The sequence below is a fragment of the Rheinheimera sp. SA_1 genome (genome assembly GCF_001669775.1).
Taxonomy (GTDB): Bacteria; Pseudomonadota; Gammaproteobacteria; order Enterobacterales; family Alteromonadaceae; genus Pararheinheimera.
The window spans coordinates 839,939-865,839 of the sequence record NZ_LXWK01000015.1; the positions used below are offsets into that span (position 1 = coordinate 839,939).

Here is a 25,901-nt window from a genome sequence, read left to right on the forward strand (position 1 = left end):
TGCAGGATGACCGCCAAGCCGAAAACCGCACCAATACCAGCACTAAGTGTGACCCCACTGTCGGATGGTCCGGACTGGACCTTTGATCTACTGACCCAATATCAGGCCGAAATTGAACGGGTGGCTAAATTTTATCAACTCGATTATTACCCGAATCAAATCGAAATTATCACCGCCGAACAAATGATGGATGCTTATTCCAGCGTCGGGATGCCGCTGGGTTACAACCACTGGTCTTATGGCAAAAAATTCATCCAGACCGAGCAGAACTACAAACGTGGTTTTATGGGGCTGGCCTATGAAATTGTCATCAACTCCAACCCTTGTATTGCTTATCTGATGGAAGAAAACACCATTACCATGCAGGCGCTGGTGATGGCGCATGCTTGTTATGGTCATAACTCTTTTTTTAAAAACAATTACTTATTTAAAACCTGGACCGATGCATCATCCATTATTGATTATCTGGTGTTTGCGAAAAAATACATCAGCGATTGTGAGGAAAAATATGGCCTCAGTGAAGTGGAAGATATTCTCGATTCCTGTCACGCGCTGATGAACTACGGGGTTGACCGTTACAAAAGACCGCAGAAAATTTCAATGGATGAAGAGCAGCGCCGGCAAAAAGATCGGGAAAGTTATCTGCAGTCGCAGGTTAATCAACTGTGGAAAACCATCCCGAATAAAGGACAACAAGCGATAGCGGAAGAGCGGCATTTCCCGGCAGAGCCGCAGGAAAACATTCTGTATTTTATTGAAAAAAATGCACCTTTGCTAAAACCATGGCAGCGGGAAATTGTGCGGATCGTCCGTAAAATTTCGCAATATTTTTATCCACAAAAACAAACCCAGGTGATGAATGAAGGCTGGGCAACGTTCTGGCATTACACCATTTTGCAGCATCTGTATGGCGAAGGTTTAGTCACCGACAAATTTATGCTGGAAGTACTGCACAATCATACCAATGTGGTGTTTCAGCCGCCCTACAATTCAAAGTATTACTCCGGCATCAATCCCTATGCCCTCGGTTTTGCCATGTTTTGTGACATTCGGCGTATTTGCGAACATCCGACAGCCGAAGATAAACTTTGGTTTCCTGACATTGCTGGCAGCAACTGGGTGGAAACCATGCATTTTGCGATGCAAAACTTTAAAGACGAGAGTTTTATCAGCCAGTATCTGTCGCCGAAAATTATCCGCGATTTTCACCTGTTTGCCATTGTTGATGATGACAAGGAAAACTCGCTGGAAGTGGCAGCTATCCACAATAACGAAGGCTATCAGCATATTCGCTCGATGCTGTCGGCCCAGTACAATCTGAGTAATATTGAACCGAATATTCAAGTGTGGAATGTCGACGTCAGTGGTGACCGCTCGTTAACGCTGCGCTTTGTACCAAATAAACGGGTGCCATTGGCCGACAGCTACCATCAGGTGTTAAAACACTTGCACCGGCTCTGGGGGTTTACCGTAAGGCTGGAGCAACTGAACGAAGACAATACGGTGCGGCAGCTGTTGATGGTGCCGAACTAGCACCACCAACGTTCAACTCTGTGCACAACACTTTGAAAAAAACCGGCGAAGATGGCCGGTTTTTTTCAAATTACCTTCAACAAAATCCGAACTTAGCCAGCCGACAATTGCTCAGCACTCTGACATAAAGTGACCTGATTACGGCCGTTAGCTTTGGAGGTATAAAGCGCTTTATCAGCGGCTTCAATCCAGTGCCGGTGCTCAAGCATTGTGCTGTGATACTCAGCAATGCCCACGCTCACTGTCACCCGGAGTAATTGCTGGTTGTATTCAATGGCTAAATTTTCGACTGTTTTTCGCAGGCGTTCAGCAAAAAATAGCGCCTGATCCTCAGTGGTATCCACTAACAGCACCGCAAATTCTTCACCGCCATAACGACCTGCCACATCTGTCTCGCGTAGGTTTTTCTTCACGGCTTGCGCGACATCTTTAATCACCGCATCACCGGCGGCATGGCCAAAGGTGTCGTTTACCCGCTTAAAGTGGTCGATATCACACATCAGCAACGCACTACGATGACCACTGCGCTTAAGCCGTTTGAATTCCGTCATCAGCGAGTCTTCCCAATGGCCACGATTATTCAGTGCGGTCAAAAAGTCGGTTTTTGATAATTGCCGCAATTGGCCGTTCATCGACTCCAGCTCCAGACGGCTGGTCGCAACATCGGTCACATCATAAATAATCATACACAAATGGGTCACCACGCCACGCACATCGGTGATCGGGAAAATGGTGCTATTTTGGTACATATAGTCGGCCGAGCCGGTGATCGGCCGATAGTTGCGGAACTTAAAGATATATGGCCGCTGCTCCCAAATGGTAAAAGCTTTATTTTTCAGTAGGATCACCGGATCGCATTTACGGCGCAGCCAGTCTTCATCTATTTCAGAGAACAAATCAAATAAATGCCGATCACGTACCTGACGCGGTGTCAAACCACTATGGTTTTCCATAAAACCGTTCCAGACCTGTATTTTGTAGTCGATGGTTAACACCACCAGACCCACATCAACCGTCTGGAACATGTCCAGTAACCAGTGTACTTCGGATACATCTGAATTCATTTGTGACATAACTACTCTTCTAGCAAGAATGCGACTTTATAATTCATGGTTTTAATACTGTCTTCAGTAAAAAGCAGTAATAAATCACAATTAATATTATAGTTTTCAATGCCATAACTTATTTCGATTGCCAAAGTGCGCTTCCAGCGTTTGGCATTGGCTTTGATCATTTCACTGATCGGCGCGTGTTGCCCTAAAACCACCGGATGGCCCTGACTAAAGGTCATATCAATTTGTTCAGCCAGCCCTTTTAACACCGCACCAATCAAAATATTGCCGATGTCCATCAACAGCTCGAGCTCGGTCTTCGTAGTCAATTTACCATTGTAATTCAGTAGTTTGGCAATATCGGCAAAACTCGAATCATTCAGAATTAATAGGGCTTCGCCAGAAATGCCACCACCAATAAATCCCTGGCAGACCGCCGACGTGGTTTGCTTTTGCTCCACCGAAGCAATTGCCATATGCAGTTCACTGACTTCGATGACGTTGACGTTGGGGATGGGGAGTTTTACAAATACTTTTAGCAACCGCGCCAACAAATCACCGGCCTGCCCCATCGCGACATTGGTAAGCTCCTGAAATACATCACGCAGGATCGGATCCAGCGCAAAATCACCGGCCAGCTGATTGGCATTCATCGCGCGATCAATCACTTGTTTACTGTCGGCGGCGCTATGAACAGATATAAACTGCTGCAGTACTTCAGTCAGTTTTTCTGCCGCGACCGGCTTTCGGATAAAATCCAGTGCGCCATAACTGAGCACTCGCTCGCGGGCTTCCGGTTGAATATCGCCAGAAACCACGACCACTTTGACTGGAATTTTTTGTTGGGAAATTGCCTGCAGCACCTCATAACCGTCAAGGATCGGCATATTTAAATCGAGGAATAACAAATCAATCGGCTGGCGCTTTAATACTTCCAGCGCTTCCTGTCCGTGCCCGGCAAAGGAAATTTTTTCTTGCCATTCGGCAGGCAGACTACGTGCCATCTGCTTACGCGCCAGATTCGAGTCATCGCATATCAAAACCGCAGCTACCATTAGACACCTGATTCACGTATTGTTAGTTTTCAGTGTAGCGCTGAAATCTTGATAGTGCGAATAAAAAACATCCCGGCACAGCACCAGCCGTCATGTGCTTAACAGATTGAATTACTGATTAAATTCCCAAGCCACTTGTGTTGTTTCCAAAGGAGAACTCGAATGAAAAAAATGTCACGCTGCGCCACAACGATTGGTTTGGCGATGTTAAGTTTCAGTGCCGTGGCGGTTGATTTGACCGCAACATTACCCAGCCGTCTTTCTGATATAAAAGCAGGTGAACGGCAAATTGAACTACTCGGTACTCCGGCTGTGTTGCAGCAACAAGCTCCCGATTTCAAAGTCGCCGATCAGGCTTTCAAAGCAGTCAAACTAAGCGATTTCAGTGGCAAAACGGTATTGCTCAGTGTCGTTCCCAGTCTGGATACGGGCGTTTGTTCAATCCAGACCAAAAAATTTAATCAGGAAGTTGCGGCCTTGCCTGCAGATGTGGTGGTGATGACTATTTCAACCGATTTGCCCTTTGCCCAAAAACGCTTTTGTGTGCAGGAAAAAGTCGACAAATTGCTGGTGTTATCGGATGCGGTCTGGGGCGATTTTGGTAGCAGTTATGGGTTAAGAATTAAGGACATGGGCATTTTAAGCCGCGCGGTATTAATTATTGATGCCAGTGGTAAGCTTGTTTACCAGCAATTGGTGCCTAGTTTGGGTCAGGAACCCGACTACGCTGCCGCACTGGCCCAACTTAAAACAATCAGTGCAAAAAAACCTTAAATTTCCCCCTTGAAACCGTCATCGCCGACCTTATTTTATAAAGCAGGATGCCTGAACAGGATCCTGAAATGGACTGGTCCCGTCGTGGACAGTCCTTATTAATCAAATGCTTAACTAATTTGCTTACTTTATAGAGGAATTGGCGATGACAACTTTAGACTTCACTCCATTTTACCGTTCATTTATTGGTTTTGATCATCTGGCTGGCCTGATGGACGCCGCTGCCCGTAATGAAAAACAACCCGCTTATCCACCGTACAACATCGAAGTGACCGGCGAAGATCAGTATCGGATCACCATGGCGGTTGCAGGTTTTGATCAACACGAATTATCGATAGAAACCGAACACAACAAGCTGGTGGTCAAAGGGCAAAAAGCGGATAAAACCGAAGATCGGCGCTTTTTACACCAGGGCATTGCGGAGCGCAATTTTGAGCGTAAGTTCCAGCTGTCCGACTATATCAAGGTAACAGGTGCCAATGTGCACAGCGGTTTGTTGCATATTGAACTTGTGCGCGAAGTGCCGGAAGCGTTAAAACCACGCCGGATTAATATTGGCCAGAGCCAGCCGTCAACTCTCCTGACGCAACAAAACGCCGCCAACAGCGAAACACCGGCGCTCACCGTAGCCAGTAATAGTTAATGTTGTCTATAGCCTAAATCATTGAAGATCCGGGTAGGCGACAAGCGAATGAGACTGGAGCGCCAGCCCGGCCCGGAGCATAGCTGTTCTATGTGACTGGGTCGGACTGACGCTTCAGCGAGAGAGCGAAGGCAACAACCCCGAATCTTCAAGGATGACGGGTATAATTAAGCGCCCGGATAAATTCAATGATCTGGGCGTTGACTAATTCTGCTGCTGCCACCGGCCCCATATGACCGGCTGGCAGCGTCTTGACACTGGCCTCTGGCCATATTCTTTCTAACATTTCCGAAATCAATAAAGCCGAACGGCGACTTTCTGACCCACGTAACAGCAACACCGGGCAGCTGATCTGCTGATAGTCGGCAAGCGTAGCGGGTTCACCAATCAATGCGGAAAAATCCTGCGGCACTTTCCAAACCTGACTCACCATTTGCTGCTGCATTCGAGCGGGCAGATGCTGAAAATAATCCTGCTGTTGCCAATAATCGACAAACAACCGTGCGGCGTCCCAGGCTGGCAGATGAGGCATCTGCTGCGATAACGCCACCACTTCAGCGGTGAGCGCAATAGCCTCTGCATCTGCTGAATTCGCCAGCAAATGAAAAGCCACCGGCTCATACAGGATTAACGCTTTAAGCTTGATTTTACCGGTACGTGCCAGATGTAAGGCCACCGCGCCACCAAACGAATGGCCAATCAGCAGCATCGGTTGTTGCAGTAAAGCAACTGGGATCTGCGCCAGCACAGCATCCGCTTCGACGGCCAACTGATGTTTGGGTTCTGCCTGAAATTCAGCGACCGGATGGCTGCCATAACCCAACAAATCCGGCAGCAGCAGCTGAAACTTCTCACTCAGCTGCCCTACCAGCGGTAACCATTGTTTGTGGCTGCTCAGTGAACTATGCAGCAACAACACTGGCTGACCCTGCCCGACAATTTTCATCGAATTAAACCTGGCCCAACACCAAAAAAGCCGCACTGCTTAACAAAGCAACAAAGGTGGACAACATCCCAATCATCCTCGGTGCCGAGGTGCCACTGGTTTTACTCAAACCAACGGCATGACTGAGCCTGCCGGCTAAAGTTAAACCACCAATCAGGTGTAACTGCCACAACGCGGCGCCCTGGATCTCCAGGATCAGCAATAAAATCAATAATAAAGGTACATATTCGGCAAAGTTACCATGGATCCGCACTGCTTTCACCAGAGCAGGTTGTTGGCCATCGCCCAGGCCTACCCTGCACTTAACACGTTGCCTGACCACCAGCCCGGCTAACACCACATACATTACGGCCAAGGCTGCAGCATAATAAGGAAGTACGGTTAAAGTCATGTTTACCACCCCTGTAATTGTTGCAGCACCAGCTGCCGGAATAATTGAATATGACAAGGCGAATCATTGAGCGCCTTGATGTATTGATAGTCTTCACCACCAGCATGCAGGAATACTTCGCAGTTTTCTACCGCGATTTCCTCCAGTGTTTCCAGACAATCGGCCGAAAATGCCGGGCACAACACCTGGAGCTTTTTAATACCTTGCCCCGGTAACTTTTCCAGCAGTTGATCGGTATATGGTTGCAACCACTGCTCTTTACCCACTCTGGATTGGAAGCTAACTAACACTTGTTCTGATGTTAAGCCCAAATCAGTCGCCAGATTGGCGGCCGTTTCCCGGCAATGCCGCTCATAGGGGTCGCCAAGCCTGACAAAACGCTCAGGAATACCATGAAAGGATAACAGCAGTGCATCGGCCTGCCCCTGCTTTGCCCAATGTGCCCGCACTGAACCTGCCAGCGCGCTGCGATAAGCCAGTAAATGATGATAGTGTTTTTGCATGCGGATTTCCGGCAAATCCCGCTGCTGCTGTAAATAACTGCCGATTTGATCGGAGATGGCGGCGGTCGTGGTGGCGGAATACTGCGGATACAGCGGCAGCACCACAAAACGTTCAACACCTTGGGCACGCAGCCCGTCCAGCACCGAAGCAATCGAAGGATTGCCATAGGTCATGGCATAACGCACTTGCACCGGCAGCCCACCCATCAGCATGGCATTACCGAGCGCTTTGGTTTGCCGTTCGGTAATCACCCGCAGCGGCGAACCCTGTTCCCACCAAATTGATTGATATAACTTCGCAACGCGCCGGCCGCGAAATGGCAAGATGATCCCACGTAAAATGCACTGCCATAAAATAGCCGGGTAATCGACAACCCGTTTGTCTGACAAAAATTGTTTCAGATAACGTTGAATGGCCGGCACTGTGGGTTCATCTGGTGTGCCGAGATTTACCAGGACAACTGCATAACGCTGCAGTGGCAAAGTTAAGTTGGTGGTCATTACAAGAAGTATCCCCAAAAGCAAGCTGTGTCGAAGTTTAGCATGTTGTTTGATGCTGGCTTATCGAATAAAAGCGATGTTAGTCATCGACTTATTCTCTTTGGAAAAGTAAGGCACATTTGCGCGCACATAAAAAAACCCACCTGAAGGTGGGCTCTCAATGTAAGGTTGTTCTATTGCGTTAAGCCAACTTAAACCGACTTATGCCAACAATGCCAGCAACTGCGCACTTACCGTGTCAACCGGCTGGGTACCATCTAAATGATGATACTTGGTCAGCCCCTGCTCTGCTTGGTTACGGTAATAACCCACCAACAGTTCAGTTTGTTCGTGATAAACACCTAACCGTTTGCGCACGGTTTGTTCTTTATCATCTTCGCGGATCACCAGTTCTTCACCGGTCAGATCATCAATACCGGCCACTTTTGGTGGATTGTAGCTGATATGGTAAACCCGCCCAGAAGCTGGATGGACACGACGGCCGCTCATCCGCTCGACGATTACGTCATCCGGCACATCAAATTCAATCACAAAATCAACCACCACACCGTTGTCTTTCATCGCATCGGCTTGTGGGATAGTGCGTGGGAAACCGTCTAACAAAAAGCCATTGGCACAATCTTCTTTCGCGATCCGTTCTTTCACCAGACCAATGATCAGATCATCTGACACCAGCTGACCAGCGTCCATCACCTGTTTTGCCGCGACGCCAAGCGGTGTGCCTTCTTTAATAGCAGCACGTAGCATGTCACCGGTGGAAATTTGCGGGATGCCAAACTTACTCATCAGAAACTGCGCCTGAGTTCCTTTTCCGGCACCTGGGGCACCCAACAAAATAATACGCATACAAAACCTCGAGTAGCTGGGGATTGATCCAATCGTTGTAAGGGACGGATCTTTACACAATGTCCGTCATCAGACAAGAAATTTGTCGCCCTAAGTCTGCTCATCAGATTAGTCAAGGCTACTTTGGTCGTAACATGGCAAATCAGCAGATTGCCTGAACTTTCCTATTTAAGATTGGTTTTTTGATAGTTTTTTTTAGGTTACAGCAAGTTGCATTAGACCAAAGTGCTAGCAAAGATAAGCCTTAGCGGCCAGATACGTTTTACCGGGGTGGACAATAAATTTGCGATGCTGCTGAAATTTGCACCAGCTTTACACTGAGACTTATTTTAGCATTTATGATTATTTATCATGCAGATATGAATAACCATCATCCGCAACAGCAAAGGAATATCGGCGTAAATTGTGTAGTTCTGGTTGTTGCCAATAAAAAACGGACAAAGCCTCGCGGATTTGTCCGTTTACTACGATTCGGGAACAGCAGTTTTGTTACTTCGCCAGATCAAGCAACAAGCTGTTTAAGCGGGTGACAAAGCTAGCCGGATTTTTCAGACTGCCACGTTCCGCCAACAGCGCCTGTTCAAAAATAACCTCAGCCCATTGTTTAAAGCGGCTTTCGTCCTGTACGTCGGCAATATGTTTCACCAATTGATGGTCTGGGTTTAATTCGAAAATTGGTTTTACTTCAGGCACTTTCTGGCCAACTGATTCCATCAGCTTCATCATCTGTGTGCTCATATCGAACTCATCAGTGACAATACAAGCCGGGCTGTCGGTTAAACGATGACTGACTTTAACGTCTTTGACCTGGTCGCCCAATGCAACTTTAAAACGTGCCGCAACTGCAGCAAACTGTTGTTCAGTTTCCTGCTGAGCTTGTTTCGTTGCTTCGTCATCCAGTTTGCTCAGATCCAAACCACCTTTGGCCACTGAACGCAGTTTTTTGCCTTCAAAATCCGTCAGGTGTTGCATCAGCCACTCATCGATGCGATCAGATAACAACAACACTTCGATGCCTTTTTTGCGCAGTACTTCCAGATGCGGGCTGTGCTTGACTGCTTCGTAACTGTCGCCAACCAGATAATAAATGTCATCTTGGGACTCTTTCATCCGGCTGACATAGGCTTCCAGTCCAACGTTCTGAATGTCGCTGTCGTTGTGAGTTGAAGCAAAACGCAACAATTTGGCAATTTGATCTTTATTGGCAAAATCTTCGGCCGGGCCTTCTTTGATAACCTGACCAAACTCATTCCAGAACGTCTGGTATTCCGCCTGATCTTCAGCCTTGGCCATTTTCTCCAGCATTTTGAGAACACGTGAAGTACAACCTTTACGCAGGCTTTGTGTCACTTTGGTGTCTTGCAGAATTTCGCGGGAGACGTTCAGCGGTAAATCGCTAGAGTCCAGCACACCTTTGATAAAGCGCAGGTAACTTGGCATGAATTGCTCTGCGTCATCCATGATAAACACACGTTGCACATACAATTTCAGACCATGGCGAGCTTCGCGGTTCCATAAATCAAACGGCGCTTTTTTCGGCACATAGAGCAGACTGGTGTAGTTGCTGTTACCTTCAACTTTGTTGTGGCTCCAGCTTAATGGCTCGGTCCAGTCATGCGAAATATGTTTGTAGAATTCCTGATATTCGGTTTCAGAGACCTCAGATTTATCGCGCATCCAAAGTGCAGTGGCTTTGTTAACGACTTTCCAATGGCCTTCAGTTGCCGCAATTTTTTCGCCGTCTTCACCTTCGCTTTCAGCACTGCCTTCTTCCCACATTTGTACCGGAATAGAGATGTGATCAGAATATTTAGTGACGATGCCTTCAACTTTCCATTTACCAAGAAACTCAGATTCAGCTTCACGCAGATGCAGAACAATATCGGTGCCACGGCTTGGTTTGCTGATTGGGGTTAAAGTGTATTCGCCTTCACCTGATGATTCCCATTCCACCGCGCTGTCGGCAGCGGCACCGGCTTTGCGGGTACGGACTGTGACTTTGTCGGCGACAATAAAGGCTGAGTAAAAACCAACACCAAACTGGCCGATCAGCTGCGAGTCTTTGCTGGCTTCGCCGGATAATTGGGAAAAGAATTCTTTGGTGCCGGATTTAGCGATGGTGCCTAAGTGACTGATCACTTCGTCGCGGCTCATGCCAATGCCGTTATCGCTGATGGTGATGGTTTTGGCAGCATCGTCGAGGCTGATCCGTACGCGTAAATCGCCGTCGTTGTCGTATAAGCTGCTGTCGGATAAGGCTAAAAAGCGCAGTTTGTCGGCCGCATCCGATGCGTTGGAAACCAGTTCACGCAGGAAGATTTCTTTGTTTGAATACAAAGAATGGATCATTAACTGCAGCAGTTGTTTTACTTCGGCCTGAAAGCCATGCGTTTGTTTTTGAGTCGTTTCAGTCATTTACCGCTCCTGTTATCAATATTGTCGCCACTCACGCCACATCAGTGCCGCGGGCATTGCAGGGTATGTACCCGAAAATTTCAAACCTAATTGGTTTTGAACTGACAGCTATATGGGGGAGCAAGACAAAAGTTTCAAGGGGGGGGAAATTGGTTGGTTGTTGAGTCAAAAAAGCCTGAAACGTCAGGCTCTGGTGAATCATCTGGATAAAATTGTTGGCCGGTTAAAAAGGTTTACGGCCACTGAAGGCATACGACAACGTGCTGCCATCAACATATTCCAATTCACCGCCAACTGGCATACCCTGCGCCAGACGCGACACCTGGATCTGATGTTTCTTGCACAGTTCCGCAATGTAAAAAGCGGTCGCATCACCTTCAATCGTAGGGTTCGTCGCCAGGATCACTTCCTGCACCTGACCTTGCGCCAATTGTTTAGCCAGCTGATCCAGCCCCAGCTCAGCCGGACCAATACCATCAAGCGGTGATAACTGCCCGCGCAGCACAAAATATCGCCCGGCAAACAAGCCTGTTTGTTCAATCGCATATAAATCTGCGGCACTGGCGACAATACACATCACTGCACTATGGCCACGAACCGGATGGGAACAAATCTGGCACAGCAGGCCTTCGCAGAAGGTGCGGCATTGCTGACAATGTCCGACTTTTTGCATCGCCTGCTGCAGCACCTGCGCCAGTTGTAAACCACCTTCGCGATTACGCTCCAGCAGCTGATACGCCATACGCTGCGCCGACTTTGGCCCAACTGAAGGTAACAGTCGTAACGCGTCAATCAGTTGCTGTACCAGCGGTGTATGCTTACCCATGCCATATCATCCTGAAACTTAGCGCCGTATCAGAACGGCATTTTAAAACCTGGAGGTAACTGCATACCACCGGCAACACCGGACATTTTTGCTTTGCTGGTTTCTTCGACCCGACGCACTGCGTCGTTAATTGCAGCTGCAATTAAATCTTCCAGCATTTCTTTATCGTCTTGCATCAGGCTGTCATCAATACTGACCCGACGCACGTTGTGGTTACCGAGCATCGTCACTTTGACCATACCGGCACCGGCTTCGCCTGTGACTTCTAACTTGGCAATTTCTTCTTGTGCACGCTGCATTTTTTCCTGCATCTGCTGCGCCTGTTTCATGATATTACCCATGCCACCTTTAAACATAATTATGCTCTCTCTTTGCGTTAGGCTTGGATCATCGCGGCAATACGGATCTGATGCAACCCGCTGGCGATGGTCTAATAGTTATCAAAAATGGTTACCAAAAATGTCGCGTCATTTGGCGCTATGACGCCCAACTTCTGCAGTCACCAGCGATGCGCTGCTCTGCTTTGTTCTGGCCGACACGATAATCAGATCACAGTCAAAATACAAGGGATCCGGAGTCCGCAAGCTGCAGTCGGCTAATTAACCAACAAGCTATCCGCCACCAGCTCGGCAGCAAAATGTTGCTGCAGCGCCAGTATCAACGGATCTGCCGCCAGTACCGCCGCAACATAAATCCGTCGAGCTTCATCAATACGTTGCTGAATAGCGATCGGGCAGTCCGGCACTTGCTCACAAAATTCAATCTCAAGCACCAGTGGTTGTTGATAAGAAGCAGACAACACCGTTTGCAGCGTCTGTCGGTTCTTTTCGTTATCCAAATGACGTTGGCTGGCCATCACCTGCAGTTTTAACTGCGAGTCCTGCCGCTCGGCGCTGGCATGTAATAGGAACAGTCGCATCAGGCCACCAATGGCCAGTTGATCAATCCGCGCTGCCCATGGGTCTATTTGACTGGCATATTTCACGGCAAAATTACCAGCGTCGATGCTGCCATGAAAATACAGCGGCTGGTGGCTGACTTCGGCTATCGCCACTTGCTGCACAGTATCGGCCAAAAAATCGGTATTGTCGTGGTCCTGCACTTGCAAACTATCGAGCAGTGCATGGCGGATCGGTTGTGCATTATCGCCACCGGTCGCAGCAGCAGAGTCTTTGTTAAGATCAGAAGTGTGTTCATCTGCCTGATATTGTTGCCAGGCCCAATTACCACCGGCGCTATCGGCTACCGGGTCCGGTTCTTCATCCTGATCATTATTATCGACGGATGTATTGACGGCTGCCATCGTCGTTATTGGCTGCCATTCGTCATCCTGCTCTTCAACTGCTAATGGTATTACGGCAATAACAGCAGCGGCTGTTGGCGTTGTCAGCTGTGCTGCAGGCGCTGATTCTGCCGATGCTGGCGCGATGGTAATCTGCGGTGCAACAGGTTTGAAGAGCTGAGGCGCCGGCTGGCGCTCAGACTTTTTTTCGTCAACAGCTCCGGCAGCTACCGCCTGTGCACGACGAGCAATAATACTGGCAGTGATCGGATCGATTTGCGGTATCGCCGGATCCGCAACGATATCCGCTGGTGTCGTGTGTGGTTCGGCAACAGGCTGATCTGCAACTGTAGCGGCCTGAACCGGAACTGCAACCGGGTGTGCTACCGGAGTGGCGATTGTCGGCAACCCTGCAGCAGAAAGTGCCGCAGCACGGCCGCTCTGTGCGGTGTTTTCAGTTATATCCTGGCCTGGTGCCGCCGGTACAAAGGCAATCGCCCGCAATAACGCCATTTCAATACCGGTGCGGGCGTCCGGGGCATAAGGTAAATCTTTTTTGCCAGACAATAACAGCTGGTAGTACAGCTGAATGGCTTCAGCGCTTTGTGATTTTGCCACGGCTCGTACAAAGGCTGACTCGGTCAAAGCAAGTTCAGCGGCGCTGAGCTGAAACTGGCATAAAGCAGCCAGATGTAACAAAGACAGCATATCGTCCAGCACCGAATGCACCTGGCTATGTTGAGTCATCAGTTGCATTAAATGTTGTTGCATCAGCTGCAAATCACGGTTCAGTACATCTTGTAGCAATAACTCGGCCCAGGACTGTTCTAAAAATCCCAGCATTTCGCGCACGGGGCCAAGCTCAATATGGCCGTTGGTCTGGGCAATCGCCTGATCGGTTAAACTCAGTGAATCACGTAAACTGCCTTTGGCAGCTCGCGCTAATAACGCCAGCGCTTCATCTTCAGCGGCAATTTTTTCTTCGCCCAGAATATAAGCAAGATGCTGTTTGATTTGGCTTTGGCTCAGCGCTTTTAAACTGAACTGCAGACAACGCGATAACACAGTGATCGGTAATTTTTGTGGATCGGTAGTTGCCAGCAGAAATTTGACGTGAGGCGGTGGTTCTTCCAGCGTTTTTAGCAGCGCATTAAAACTGTGTTTGGACAGCATATGCACTTCATCGATCAGGTAAACCTTGTAACGACCCCGGCTCGGTGCGTATTGCACGTTGTCGAGTAAATCGCGGGTATCTTCAACTTTGGTGCGGGAAGCAGCATCAATTTCAAGTAAATCAACAAAGTAACCTTTGTCGATTTCAACGCAGGCACTACAAACGCCACAAGGTGTCGCGGTGACACCTTGTTCACAGTTCAGACTTTTGGCAAAGATCCGCGCTATGGTGGTTTTACCGACCCCGCGGGTGCCGGTAAACAGATAAGCATGATGCAGACGATTCTGGGTCAGCGCATTGGTCAGGGCCGCTTTGACATGGTCCTGCCCTACCAGCTGGCCAAAATTTTGTGGCCGCCATTTTCGCGCTAATACCTGATAACTCATCTGCTTTCCTTGATTACCAACAACCGGGCCTGACGAGGCCCTTCAGCAAATTCAGTGCTTAGTGGCCAGCAAAATCAATCAGGCTATAGACATTTAACTGTAACGCCGCGAGACGTTGATCACCACCTAAATCCGGCAGATTCACCACAAATGCAGCATCGCTAACATTGCCACCTAAGCGGCGTACTAATTTGGTCGTGGCATCAATAGTACCACCAGTTGCTAATAAGTCGTCAACTAACAACACTTTATCGCCAGGCACTATTGCATCAAGGTGAATTTCCAACGTGTCCTGACCATATTCCAGCTGATAACTTTCGGCAATACGCTCACGCGGTAACTTGCCCGGTTTACGTACTGGTACAAATGCTACGCCTAAGGCATAAGCTAAAGGTGCGCCAAAGATAAAACCCCGGGATTCAGTCCCGACAATTTTGGTAAAACCCTGATTGGCATAACGCTGTTTGAAGTTGTCGATCACAGCTGCAAAAGCGACCGGATCCTGCATCAGACTGGTCACATCACGGAATAAAATACCCGGTTTTGGATAGTCCGGTACTGACTTAATCACCTGCTCGAGCATCGTGGTGAAAGCTGTGGTTTGACTCATAATCGTGGTCACTCTTGAAATAAATGATAAAAAAACAATGGAAAGAACAGTGCTGACTGGGTGCTATCGACAAAAAAACCGCCAACCGGCGGTTCTTCTGATCAGAAAGTAGCTTAACCCAGAATTTGTAACCAGCGCAGAATAGGCACCAGACACAACAAACCTGTGAATACCACCAGGAATAACAAAAACTGAACCAGGCCAAAAGATTCTTTGAAATTTGCATCTGCCATCAGGGAATTCCCGTTGTTCATCAGAGTTAAAATTAAGGTCGAACATGGTAATGAATTTTAGGCAGATTGAAAAGCTCGGATCACGCCTTTCTTCGCCAATTCCTGCAGCAATTGTAGCGCACCGTCGCCAATCTGCTGGTTAGTTAATTGCGGGGCTAATGTCTGTAACGTCGTGGTTAATTCCGCCAAACTGGCGCCCGGAGTGTTAATAAGTAACTGTAATAAACTGGCACTTAATTGATTTAACGCCATAAATTTAATGTCATCGGCCGGATCACGATACACCAACAATAAACTGGGTGCCGCTGATGGTTGTTCAGGTCTGAATTCAGTGCAGATTTGACTGACTGGATATTGATAACACAACAATAATGCCAGTTCATCGAGTGCCAGTTGTTGAGTCGAATCTATTTGTCCAAGCAACGGCAGGTTGTCTTGGCGATGAGCGGTTGCCAGGTGAAGCTCTATCCATTCGTAATGTGCCAACTCCAGCAAAAATGGTGGATCTTCAGGCTCAAGCGGCTGTTGTTGTAACCAAGTGAAAAAACTTTCGGCGATATCCAGAAAATACGGGCTGTGCATGCAGCTGCTTTGAAAAAACAGCCGGGCTTTGGCATGCCACTGTTGCTCGCTATATAAAGTGCGGAGCACCGGAAAAGCACTGCTGACAAAATTCAGCAAGTTATTAAAAAACAGGTCCTGATACACAGCCATTCGTTCCTGTGCAACGCCTGGCGGCAGCGGCTGTGCCGGATCACGGATAGCTTCGGCAAATTGACTTTGGATCTGCTGGAAGTCACTCATATTAGCCGGCAACCCTTATTTGTGCTGTCGAAGCTTGTTGCTGCAAACTTTTAATTTGTAATAATTCCTGCGCCAAAACGGCTAACTCAGGCAAATTAAAATCGCGCTCCAACAGCGTTGGAAACTCGCCATGTTGCTGATAAGCAAACTGCAGCAGCTGCCACACCGGGTCTATCACCGCAGCGCCATGGGTGTCGATAAGCAAAGTATCAGAAGCGTGATAATGACCCGCGATATGGCCGTACACCAGCTGCCGTGTCGGCATCGCAGCGATAAATGCTCTAGCGTCATATCCATGATTCACTGAATTGACATAAACATTGTTGACGTCCAACAGCAAGCCGCAATCGGCTTGTTGCAGCACTTCCAATGTAAAATCCAGCTCCGACATTTCCTGACCTGGCGCAGCATAATAGGATACATTTTCAATCACCAGCTGCTGTTCCAGTACTTCTTGCACCTGGCGGATGCGCCTTGCCACATAGCGTGCGGCCGCGCTGGTAAAGGGGATCGGCATTAAATCGTATAAATGGCCACCAGCCGAGCAATAACTTAAATGTTCACTGTAAAGTTTAATTTGATGGGTCTTCAGGAAAGTTTTCACGTCGGCCAGGAAATCCAGATCCAGCGGATCCGGGCTTCCCAGCGATAACGACAGGCCGTGACAGATAAAGGCATGTTGCTCGGTCAAAGCACGAAACTTCTTACCGAGCTTGCCACCAAACGGCAGCCAGTTTTCCGGGGCGACTTCAAAAAAATCGATGATGTCAGGCTTATGCTGCAGCACCGGATCCAACAGCTCCCGTCGCAGCCCAAGCCCTACCCCGCCAAAAGCTGTCATCTTAATTCATGCCACCGCATTTGCCTTCACCACATTTACCTTCTTTGGCTTTTTCAGTGGTGTCTTTGACTTTATCTTTGGCTACAGCTTTAGCCTTGTCGGAACCACATTTACCTTCGCCACACTTGCCTTCACCACATTTACCTTCTTTGGCTTTATCGGCAGTGGCTTTTGCTTTATCTGCACCACATTTTGCTTCTTTGGTCTTGTCATCAGTTTTAGTTTTATCTGCGCCACAAGATGCTTCCGTGGCTGCCAGCTGATAACCACCACTTAACTCAGTCGCAGTAAAATCCTGCGCCTGCACCGCACCAATACTGCTCAGCGAACCTAAAACAAAAACACCTACCACTGCGGTAACTTTTCGATTGATTGTTGTCATGATTTTAATCCTTTGCTGTTGTTGAGGTTGGCCGGGTTATACCCGTCATCCTTGACGATGCTTGTTGGCCGCCTTCACTCACCCCAGTCACCTAAAACAGCTATATTCCTGGAGCTTCGATTAGTTGCTGCCTACCCGAATCTTCAATGACTTTGGGTAAATATCCCGACTGCGATAAGTAGACCTGGATAACCGCGATAAAATTTCAGCGTACAAAAAAATGACCAACATATTTTCCGGTTACTCTGAAAACATGCACTTTGCATGTTTAGCATAAAGTATCAGCGACGTGCTTGCTAATGTCTTTACCTTTGATCTGTATCAGAACATCGATTGCCAAAACTGGCCACAATCAGCCAAGTCCCATCAAAGTTATTTGAGGTTTGAGATGCCAAAAGCCATGACCACGATGCTCAGAGCGCAAATGCTTGAAGAGATCCAACAATTGCGGTTGCAAATAGTCCAGTACATTCAACAGGAACATCAACCTGAATTTGGCAATCTGTCATTAAAACTGGCGCAGAGTCCGCTCAGTCACTGGCCGGAATTGTTACAGCAGTGGTTAACACCGGAGTTGAAAAATAAAGCAATGCGACTGGAAGCCTTACTGGCCGCTATTAGTTTAATGGATATGGGGTTATACGGATTATGCTGCGATTGTGAACAGCGTATCGAACGAGAACTGTTATTGCGCGATCCCGCCCGGCAACGCTGTCAGCATTGCTCGGCAAAAATCTATGCCTGATCTGCAGCTTTTAGCTATTGCTGAGTCAGCACGCTAATTGATGAGGTGGTCGTTAAATAGATAAAAATTGCTCCCTGATGGAACTCGTGAGCAATATATGACTTACATCTTTATGCTGCTTCAAATATAAAAAACCGCCGGTGAAGGCGGTTTTTTTATTTGTTCTACCATCCGCCGGAACATCGATGACGTTCTGGCAGCTGATAGCGTACTTTCAGCACTGTCACCAGTGCAGCGCAGATTAGAACTTAACGTTCAGAGTCATGCGGTAAGTACGGCCAATCATATCGTAGTGAGATGGGAAGGTGTTACCAGAGTTAAACGTGGTAGAAGCAGCTTCGTTACCAACAACCGGAGCTTCACGATCCAGCAGGTTATCCACACCGAAGTTCACTTTCATCGCTTCACTGATCTGGTAGCTGCCGTACATATCTACATAGCTGTAAGAGCCAATGTGACGGAACGCAGCAAAAGTACCGCTTGCCATGCCAGGCTCAACATCGATGTCACTCATCCAGCGCCACATAAAGCCTAATGAGTAATCTTCATAGTTCCAGGTTACACGCTGGTTCGCACGAGTTTCGTGTTGCGGATCACAGCTGGTACCGAAATAACCGTTACAGTCGATCACTTCTGAAGTTGGTGCACTTAAAGTTTCAACATCGATGTAGTGGTTCAATTGACCAGAGAAATCAACAGTACCCATAGACGCTAAGTTGAAGCCAAAAGAGTACTGAACTTCATAACCAGTTGTTTTCAGATAATCAAGGTTGGTGATGTACTGCTGGATACCAGAGATATCAGAAATCAGCGTACCGCCATCACGTGTGATCAGGTCACACTGAGCCTGGTTACCCAGAATATAACAACCATCCAGTACTTCTTGTGGCGTGTTGGTATCGATATAACCATCAACATAGATATCGTAGTAGTCAACAGACAAGTTTACACGTTCAACACCGTCAAATTCTGGTGTCCATACGAAACCAATGGTAGTGGTTTTTGCATCTTCTGCATCTGGTGGAGACAGTGGGTCAGAACCAGAGAATACGTTGATTTGACCAGAAATGATGTCGTCAACAGCGCCTACTTGTGCGTTTGTCATGCCAGTTGCAATACAACGGGCACGTAAAGTAGCATCAATATTTGCAGCGTTGGCCTTTGAACATGGGTCCATCGTCGCGTTATCCAGACCTGATGTCAGTGGCGCGAACAATTCACCTACGTTAGGAGCACGAGTTGCAGCGTTGTTCATCACACGGAATAACAACTCATCGTTGACACGCCATGCAACACCCAGTTTCCATGAACCGTTGTCACCAACAGTGTTGTAATTACCATGGCGGTAACCAAACTCAAGCTCGACAACATCTGACAGGAAACCATCTTCAATCAGTGCCACTTTACCTTCAGTAAACAGTTCGTTTACTTTAAACATACCGCCTACTGGCAATTGGTTACCACCGGCGCCACCTAAACAGCTGGCTGGAGCTAATTTCCAACATTCATCTGGGTTAGAAAACGCTTCTTCTTCACGCCACTCATAACCGAAGCTCATTGACAATGGTGAATCAGCCCAAGGAGATACGATAGCGTCGAATGGACCGTTGATAGAACCTGAAACCACACGTTGTTGATATTCAGTTGCAACGAAAGCAGTTGCACGAGCATAAGCAGCCATTTCTTCAGTGATAGAACCGAAACCACCGAATAAGTTGATTGGCACACAGCTTGAATCGCCGTTACGACATGCGGTTTCTGATACTGCATCTAACTGGTTTGCAATGTTCGCAACGTTAGTGTAACCAGCGCTGACGTCTAAACGTTTAGTCTGACCGTGCTGAGCTGAAACTTCATAAGCCCAGGTATCCGTCAGGAAACCTTCCACACCAGTCACGAACTGGAATTGGTCAGAATCATAACCAGTTGAACGTGCCCCTAACTCAACAGTACGACGGAAAATGTTCATCCGTAAGGAGTCAGCCTGATCAACAACGCCGTTGTTGTTCGTGTCACGCCAGTTGGTCGCATTCATGCTACCAAGAGCAGCATTTGCACCGTTCAGGATGAAATTACGAGCTTGAGTATTTAAGAACGGGTTTGCCATTGGGATCCAGAAGGCAGTACCGAAAATACCTGATGGCGCAACTTGCGTGTCTACTGAAGTCGTTACGTAGTTTACGTTTGTGAATACAGTATGTTCGTCGTTCAGGTTGTAACGTGCTAATGCTGTAGCGCTGTAACGCTTAGCTGGAGTCTGGTAGTAGTTGAACGGGTTGAAGTTAAATACCGAACAGTTTGCACCAAGATTACCGCCATCACGGAACTGACCGGCAACACTTGGAACACCAAACAGACCAATACGCGTTGGCAGCGTAGTACCTGAACCGCCAGCAGCTACTGCACCTGGACCACCACACGCTGGATCAGCTGGTGGAGTTGGAGCAATACCATCGAGGAAGTTTTGGTAGTTGCCGCCAGTTGCAGTCACGATACCCAGGTTACCCAGTGGGCGCTGACCTAACAGCAGAGAATCACGATCTAACCAGCCGAGAGACAGAACAGCGTTACCTTTGTCATCATCAAAATTGCCACCTAAAGTCAGGCTGGCATTTTGAGAGAAAGCATCGGCTTCAGCAGAACGGGAATGGCCTGTTTCGAATTCAACACCTTCGAAGTCGTTTTTCAGAACAACGTTCATGGCGCCTGAAATTGCATCAGAACCGTATACAGCTGATGCACCACCAGTGACCAGATCGATACGATCGATCAGTGCTGTTGGGATAGAAGAAGTATCAACATGGCCTTGAGTGTTAAACGGAACCATCCGCTTACCATTCATCAGGATCAAGTTACGGTTACGGCCCAGACCACGTAAGTTGATTGAAGCAGCACCACCAGAACCGTTGTTTACGTTTGAACCGTCACCTGGCAGCGCAGATGGCAGGTTACGGATAATACGTTCAACTTCAGGTTGCTGTTGTTGCTTAATTTCGATTTCGCCGATGGTTGCAATTGGGCTGGTCGACATGGCGTTGGCACTACGGATCCGGCTACCGGTTACCTGAATTTTTTCGACTGTTTGATCAGCAGCTGGTTCTTCCTGGGCTACAACGCCCTGAGAAAAGAACAGAGGTGAGGCAACCCCTAAGACCAGCGCGATTTTTACCGACTTTGATAGTTTATTCGCAGCAAACATGTTTTATTCTCCCTGGACCACTGTAATAAGTGATTCTATTTTTTTAGCCTGAATCATATACTTTCAGGCGAACTGTTACGGAACGTTTCCGTGAACCGACTTCGATAATAAACGTATTTTTTTTCAAAGGTCAACAAATTTGATGGAACAAAACCGTTAATTCGTTGTCGTGCCACAACAATGACTGTAAATAGTTCCGTCCAGTAAAATCAAATGTTATTTGGTTAATAAAGAGTCAGGCATTTGCTAACGGATACTTGCATCTCATCGTCGGTTTTTTGGCGTTCATCTGAGTTTGCACGACATCCACCGACTGTTTACAATGAGATACCTGTAAATTTATACAAGTATTCTTATGCTGAGCGCCGGACAGAAGGCTGAAATCAAAGCCATCCATCAACTGATCAAAACCGGATTACCCGGCTATCAACCACGCCCTTCTCAAAACAAACTGGTCGCTGAAATGGCCAACATCATTGCTGGTTCTTATCATAGTCATGATCGCATCGGCCTGATCGAAGCCGGCACCGGCACCGGCAAATCGTTGGCTTATTTACTGGCTGCGACCCCGCTCGCGCTGCACAAGAAAAAAACGCTGGTCATTGCAACGGCGACAGTGGCTTTGCAAGAACAGCTGGTGTTTAAAGATCTACCGTTTTTTCAAAGTCATAGCAAACTGCCGTTTGAGTTCACACTGATTAAAGGTCGCCAGCGCTACGCCTGTATCCAGCGGCTACGTGATCAACTATTACAGCCCGATTTGCTACCACAATGGCAAGCCAGTGATCCGGCACAGCTAGCCAAGTTGCAAGCAGCCTGGGACGACCGCAGCTGGTTGGGTGATCGCGATTCGCTGCCAATTCAGCTGACGGATCAGGCCTGGGCAGGTATCCAGGCCGATGCTTATCATTGTCATAAACAACATCCGGCACATAAAAATTGCCCTTTTCATCTGGCTCGCGCTGAAATCGACAACAGTCAGGTGCTGGTGGTGAATCATGCCTTGCTGCTAGCCGATTTAGCCTCAGGCAACAGTATTTTGCCAAAGCCGGAAGAATGCATTTATGTCATTGATGAAGCGCACCATCTGGCTGATTGTGGGCGCGATTTTTTTTCCGCCGACACCCAGCTCAATATCGATTGCAACTATTGGCAACAACAAATCGACAAACTGTATCAGAATTTGCAAAGTAATCTGACCCACCACGGCGCCATACGTGAAACCTTAAAGTTGGTTGAGTTATCGCAAGACTTTTTTAATCTGCTCAAACCGATGCAACAGGCTATTAGCAAACAAAGTCAGTGGTTCGCCAATTCGCCACATCACCGGTTTGTCGATGCGGTCTTACCAGAGCTGTTTTCGCGTCAGGCTGATACCTTGGCTGAACATAGCGGCAAGTTAATGTCTTGTATCGAAAAGTTGTTCCAGCAATTATTGGAACTCGCCAGCGAAGGCAAAGTACGCAATAAAGTGCTGTTGCCGTTGCAACATGAGCTGTCGGTGCTGGAACAAAAGTTTTCCGGGCAACATCAGTTGTGGCAACTGTGGTCAGTGCCGCAGACAAATTATGTGAATCAGGCGCGCTGGCTTAGTCAGCGCGACCAGCAAATTCGGGGCCATGCCTGCCCGTTGTCAGTCAGTTTTCAACTTGATGAATTATTATTTTCACAAGCGCATACGGTGCTGTTGTGTTCCGCCACTCTAACCTCGCTAAATTCCTTTGATTACATCAAACGAGAACTGGGTTTAACCGACCATCCTGGCTTACAGACCCTACAGGTCAGTTCACCTTTTGCCTATGCCGAACGGGGTTTAATCCATATCCCTAAATTAAACAGTGAACCAAGTTCCGATGTATTCACCGCTGAATTGATCACTGTGTTGCCGCAATATCTGGATAAACAAGTCGGCAATCTGGTGCTATTCGCCAGTTACTGGCAAATGGAACAGGTGGCGAAAGCCTTACGCGAACAAGGATTTACCTTGTTAGTACAGGGCGAAGCCGGCCGGCAATCGTTGCTTGATTTGCATAAAATGAAAATTGAAGGTGGCAACGGCAGTATTTTATTTGGTACTCAGAGTTTTTCGGAGGGCCTCGATTTGCCGGGCGCTTTATTAACCAATCTGATCATCACCAAGCTACCCTTTGCGGTACCAACATCCCCCTTTGAAGAAGCGATGGCAGAAGCAGTGACCAAACGCGGCGGCAATCCATTTTTGCAGTTAACGGTGCCAGCTGCGGCAAGGAAACTGGTGCAAGCCTGTGGTAGACTGCTGCGTCAGGAACAGGATCAAGGCAAAATTGTGATTCTGGACCGACGTTTAGTCACCAAGTCGTATGGCAGTGCCATGCTAAAAGCACTCCCGCCGTTTCGGCAACAAATTGACGGATAATCATGGAATTTGCGCTTGAACCCAGTTTATGGCTGGTGCTATGTGGGGTCGCTTTTATGGCGGGTTTTATTGACGCGATTGCCGGCGGTGGTGGTTTATTAACGGTTCCGGCCCTGCTGACTGCTGGCCTACCACCGCATCTGGTGCTTGGCACCAATAAACTGGCGGCAACTTTTGGCTCGTTAACCGCTTCGGTTACTTATTACCGCAAAAAACTATTTGATCCAAGGTACTGGCGCCATGCCCTGCTGGCAACGGCTATTGGCGCTTGCCTGGGTGTGTTGGTGGTGGATCAAATCAGTAAACAAACGCTGGAAAAAGTACTGCCAGTGCTGATCCTGGTAGCCGCAATTTATAGTCTGTTTGCCAAAGTACAACCTGATGATCAGCTTATGCTCCCCAAAGAAAACCGCAAAAATCGTTGGACACAACGGCTACAGGGGTTAACGCTTGGCTTTTATGATGGCATCGCCGGACCTGGTACCGGTTCATTCTGGATGGTGTCGACAATGGCGTTATACAAAATCAATCTGCTGCTGACCAGTGGTGTCGCGCGTTCGATGAATTTTGTCAGTAACGGTTTTGCGTTAGTGACCTTTGCGATGCTTGGTCACATTCATTATCAATTGGGGCTGGCGATGGGGTTATGCCTGATGGTCGGATCTTACTTCGGCGCACACACCGCCATTCGCTTTGGTAGTAAATTGATCAAACCACTCTTTATAGTGATGGTGATGGCCATTGCCCTACGACTGATTTGGCAAACCTGGTTTTCGACATGACCAGCAGCACTTCTCTATACAAGTGGCAGCTTCTCACCGACCAGTTGGAACAACAGTTATTGAAGCTGGCCAGTCAGGCCAGCAAAATTGATCAACAAGCGCCTGCCTGGCAGCGTCGCGATTGGTTTGCTTCCGACTTATTTCAATGCCATTCACCACAACTACTCGATTATGTACAAGAGGCGATGCAATTGTTGCAACGACTGCAACAACCAATCCGTGGCGCTGGCGAATTATTGATCATTCAACAACAAAACCAACAACGCCTCGCCGAAAAATTATCGGCGCAAATGCAGGCGCTTGGCCGGGCTTTTTCTTGTCTTGATGTCCGCCAGCGTGAAAAAAGTAAATGGCGTCCGGCAAAAACCGCGGCGCAGGCACCAACAACACCGCAACGGCATCGCGCCGGACAACTGCTGGCAGAGCTGGGTGGTTCACATCAGGCGTTGTATCAAAAGCTCAGTGAAACCCATGAGTTTGAGAGGCGGTTGCTGGATTTAATTAACGAAGCAGCGCGTGAACAACAAGATCCGGTGCGGCAACTGGCCTTGCACGCCCGCTTGGGCCGCTGTCGTAAAGCTATCAGCCAACTCGAAGCCGAAATTCAGTGGCTGGAACAAAAACGCGAGTTCTGATGCACTGGCCACCGCTTATTTATCACTCCTGCTACAGCGAACTGCAATTACCGGATAGGCACCGTTATCCCATTGGTAAATACTGTGCTTTATATCAGGCATTGTTAGCCGCTGGCGTGCCTCTTGATTGTTTTGTCGAACCCACTTCGGCAACCCAGGCTGAACTGGCGTTAGTCCATGACACTCTTTATATAGAAGCGTTGTGCTCAGGACAGCTTGACGCCAAAGCGATACGGCGAATTGGTTTTCCTTGGTCAGAGTTTCTGATTAACCGCAGCCTGCGTTCCGTCGGCGGCACCATTCAAACCGCTCAACTTGCATTACAACATGGTTTAGCCCTGCATTTAAGTGGCGGTTATCACCATGCATTTGCCGGCGAAGGTAGCGGCTTTTGTCTGTTTAACGATTTGGCCGTTGCCGCCCGGGTCCTGCAACAACAAGGCGTCGATAAAATTCTGATTTTTGATTGTGATGTACATCAAGGCGATGGCAGTGCGTTAATTTTTGCCGATGATCCAAATATCATTACTGCATCTTTGCATGGTGAGAAAAACTTCCCGGCGCGAAAACAACAATCAGATTGGGATCTGGCACTGCCCAACGGCTGCACTGATGCACCTTATCTGGAAGCCGTGCAGCAAAGTCTGGATTATTTGTTGGCACTGCATCAGCCCGATCTGGTGTTGTATGATGCCGGCGTCGACATTCATCAGCAGGATGATTTGGGATTATTATCCGTGAGCACCCAAGGCATTCTGGCGCGCGACAGTTGCGTTATCAATCGCTGTCATGAGTTAAAAATCCCGCTGGCCGCCGTAATTGGTGGTGGCTATCAGCGGGATTTGGTGGCATTAACTGCTGTGCATTTACAGCTGTTTAAAGCGGCATTTGCCAGCAGGCAGTTGCCGATCGACATTCAGACTTAACATCGAACAAACCGGCATCAGC

23 protein-coding genes are annotated in these 25,901 nt (G+C 48.1%); 8 read left to right on the forward strand and 15 right to left on the reverse strand.

Translation table 11 applies throughout. The annotated features are described in order from the left end of the window. Positions 1 to 6 precede the first annotated feature (6 nt). The gene (locus A5320_RS11110) at positions 7 to 1,533 is read left to right on the forward strand and encodes a SpoVR family protein (RefSeq protein WP_068064303.1); all 1,527 of its coding nucleotides are present in this window, start codon (positions 7 to 9) and stop codon (positions 1,531 to 1,533) included. A 92-nt stretch (positions 1,534 to 1,625) separates the two neighbouring features. On the opposite strand, the gene A5320_RS11115 is transcribed toward A5320_RS11110, so the two are convergent. Both A5320_RS11115 and A5320_RS11120 read right to left on the reverse strand, forming a co-directional pair. Further along, a complete protein-coding gene (locus A5320_RS11115; RefSeq protein WP_068064305.1) occupies positions 1,626 to 2,606 on the reverse strand; it encodes a sensor domain-containing diguanylate cyclase in 981 nt (326 codons plus the stop codon). Between the two features lie 2 nt (positions 2,607 to 2,608). Beyond that, complete coding sequence (locus A5320_RS11120; RefSeq protein WP_231916716.1) at positions 2,609 to 3,589, reverse strand: response regulator; 981 nt, start codon at positions 3,587 to 3,589, stop codon at positions 2,609 to 2,611. A gap of 213 nt (positions 3,590 to 3,802) precedes the next feature. Here A5320_RS11120 and tpx point away from each other — a divergent pair, with 213 nt between their 5' ends. Both tpx and A5320_RS11130 read left to right on the forward strand, forming a co-directional pair. After that, complete coding sequence (gene tpx / locus A5320_RS11125; RefSeq protein WP_068064307.1) at positions 3,803 to 4,414, forward strand: thiol peroxidase; 612 nt, start codon at positions 3,803 to 3,805, stop codon at positions 4,412 to 4,414. 145 nt (positions 4,415 to 4,559) lie between these two features. Further along, positions 4,560 to 5,057 carry an Hsp20 family protein gene (locus tag A5320_RS11130; RefSeq protein ID WP_068064308.1) on the forward strand — a complete coding sequence of 166 codons (498 nt, stop codon included), beginning with the start codon at positions 4,560 to 4,562 and terminating at the stop codon, positions 5,055 to 5,057. Positions 5,058 to 5,205: 148 nt separating this feature from the next. Here the strand turns inward: A5320_RS11130 and A5320_RS11135 are convergent, their stop codons facing one another. The 12 genes from A5320_RS11135 to A5320_RS11190 form a co-directional block, all read right to left on the reverse strand. Continuing rightward, complete coding sequence (locus A5320_RS11135; RefSeq protein ID WP_068064310.1) at positions 5,206 to 6,003, reverse strand: alpha/beta fold hydrolase; 798 nt, start codon at positions 6,001 to 6,003, stop codon at positions 5,206 to 5,208. A gap of 4 nt (positions 6,004 to 6,007) precedes the next feature. Continuing rightward, positions 6,008 to 6,394, reverse strand: coding sequence for an MAPEG family protein (locus A5320_RS11140; RefSeq protein ID WP_068064312.1), 387 nt, complete (start codon positions 6,392 to 6,394; stop codon positions 6,008 to 6,010). A gap of 2 nt (positions 6,395 to 6,396) precedes the next feature. Continuing rightward, positions 6,397 to 7,398 carry a ferrochelatase gene (gene hemH / locus A5320_RS11145; RefSeq protein WP_068064316.1) on the reverse strand — a complete coding sequence of 334 codons (1,002 nt, stop codon included), beginning with the start codon at positions 7,396 to 7,398 and terminating at the stop codon, positions 6,397 to 6,399. Positions 7,399 to 7,599: 201 nt separating this feature from the next. Then, positions 7,600 to 8,244, reverse strand: coding sequence for an adenylate kinase (gene adk, locus A5320_RS11150; protein WP_068064318.1), 645 nt, complete (start codon positions 8,242 to 8,244; stop codon positions 7,600 to 7,602). 489 nt (positions 8,245 to 8,733) lie between these two features. Further along, positions 8,734 to 10,659, reverse strand: coding sequence for a molecular chaperone HtpG (gene htpG / locus A5320_RS11155; RefSeq protein WP_068064320.1), 1,926 nt, complete (start codon positions 10,657 to 10,659; stop codon positions 8,734 to 8,736). 223 nt (positions 10,660 to 10,882) lie between these two features. Beyond that, positions 10,883 to 11,485, reverse strand: coding sequence for a recombination mediator RecR (recR, locus tag A5320_RS11160; protein ID WP_068064322.1), 603 nt, complete (start codon positions 11,483 to 11,485; stop codon positions 10,883 to 10,885). Between the two features lie 29 nt (positions 11,486 to 11,514). After that, complete coding sequence (locus A5320_RS11165) at positions 11,515 to 11,841, reverse strand: YbaB/EbfC family nucleoid-associated protein (RefSeq protein ID WP_068064324.1); 327 nt, start codon at positions 11,839 to 11,841, stop codon at positions 11,515 to 11,517. Positions 11,842 to 12,080: 239 nt separating this feature from the next. Next, positions 12,081 to 14,327 (reverse strand): DNA polymerase III subunit gamma/tau, encoded by a 2,247-nt coding sequence (gene dnaX / locus A5320_RS11170; protein ID WP_068064326.1) that lies wholly within the window; start codon positions 14,325 to 14,327, stop codon positions 12,081 to 12,083. Between the two features lie 58 nt (positions 14,328 to 14,385). Then, positions 14,386 to 14,937 (reverse strand): adenine phosphoribosyltransferase, encoded by a 552-nt coding sequence (apt, locus tag A5320_RS11175; protein WP_068064328.1) that lies wholly within the window; start codon positions 14,935 to 14,937, stop codon positions 14,386 to 14,388. 290 nt (positions 14,938 to 15,227) lie between these two features. After that, complete coding sequence (locus tag A5320_RS11180; protein ID WP_068064330.1) at positions 15,228 to 15,974, reverse strand: HvfC family RiPP maturation protein; 747 nt, start codon at positions 15,972 to 15,974, stop codon at positions 15,228 to 15,230. A gap of 1 nt (position 15,975) precedes the next feature. Continuing rightward, positions 15,976 to 16,815 carry an HvfB family MNIO-type RiPP peptide maturase gene (locus tag A5320_RS11185; protein WP_068064332.1) on the reverse strand — a complete coding sequence of 280 codons (840 nt, stop codon included), beginning with the start codon at positions 16,813 to 16,815 and terminating at the stop codon, positions 15,976 to 15,978. 1 nt (position 16,816) lies between these two features. Continuing rightward, a complete protein-coding gene (locus A5320_RS11190; protein ID WP_068064338.1) occupies positions 16,817 to 17,197 on the reverse strand; it encodes an HvfA family oxazolone/thioamide-modified RiPP metallophore in 381 nt (126 codons plus the stop codon). 388 nt (positions 17,198 to 17,585) lie between these two features. On the opposite strand from A5320_RS11190, the gene A5320_RS11195 reads away from it, so the two are divergent. After that, positions 17,586 to 17,942: a hypothetical protein gene (locus tag A5320_RS11195; protein WP_068064339.1), complete on the forward strand. Its 357-nt coding sequence runs from the start codon at positions 17,586 to 17,588 to the stop codon at positions 17,940 to 17,942. 241 nt (positions 17,943 to 18,183) lie between these two features. Here A5320_RS11195 and A5320_RS11200 read toward each other — a convergent pair whose 3' ends face one another. Continuing rightward, the gene (locus A5320_RS11200) at positions 18,184 to 21,141 is read right to left on the reverse strand and encodes a TonB-dependent receptor domain-containing protein (RefSeq protein ID WP_068064341.1); all 2,958 of its coding nucleotides are present in this window, start codon (positions 21,139 to 21,141) and stop codon (positions 18,184 to 18,186) included. A gap of 355 nt (positions 21,142 to 21,496) precedes the next feature. Here A5320_RS11200 and dinG point away from each other — a divergent pair, with 355 nt between their 5' ends. Genes dinG through A5320_RS11220 form a run of 4 tightly spaced genes read left to right on the forward strand, consistent with a single transcriptional unit; the run spans position 21,497 to position 25,879 of the window. Then, positions 21,497 to 23,536 (forward strand): ATP-dependent DNA helicase DinG, encoded by a 2,040-nt coding sequence (dinG, locus tag A5320_RS11205; protein ID WP_068064343.1) that lies wholly within the window; start codon positions 21,497 to 21,499, stop codon positions 23,534 to 23,536. Positions 23,537 to 23,538: 2 nt separating this feature from the next. Then, entirely contained in the window at positions 23,539 to 24,318 is a 780-nt protein-coding gene (locus A5320_RS11210; protein WP_197490068.1) for a sulfite exporter TauE/SafE family protein, read from the forward strand. Then, complete coding sequence (gene priC, locus A5320_RS11215; RefSeq protein ID WP_068064347.1) at positions 24,315 to 24,953, forward strand: primosomal replication protein PriC; 639 nt, start codon at positions 24,315 to 24,317, stop codon at positions 24,951 to 24,953. Before A5320_RS11210 ends, priC begins: the two co-directional genes overlap by 4 nt. Beyond that, a complete protein-coding gene (locus tag A5320_RS11220) occupies positions 24,953 to 25,879 on the forward strand; it encodes a histone deacetylase family protein (protein ID WP_068064349.1) in 927 nt (308 codons plus the stop codon). The genes priC and A5320_RS11220 overlap by 1 nt, the downstream gene beginning before the upstream one ends. The last annotated feature ends 22 nt before the right edge of the window (positions 25,880 to 25,901 follow it).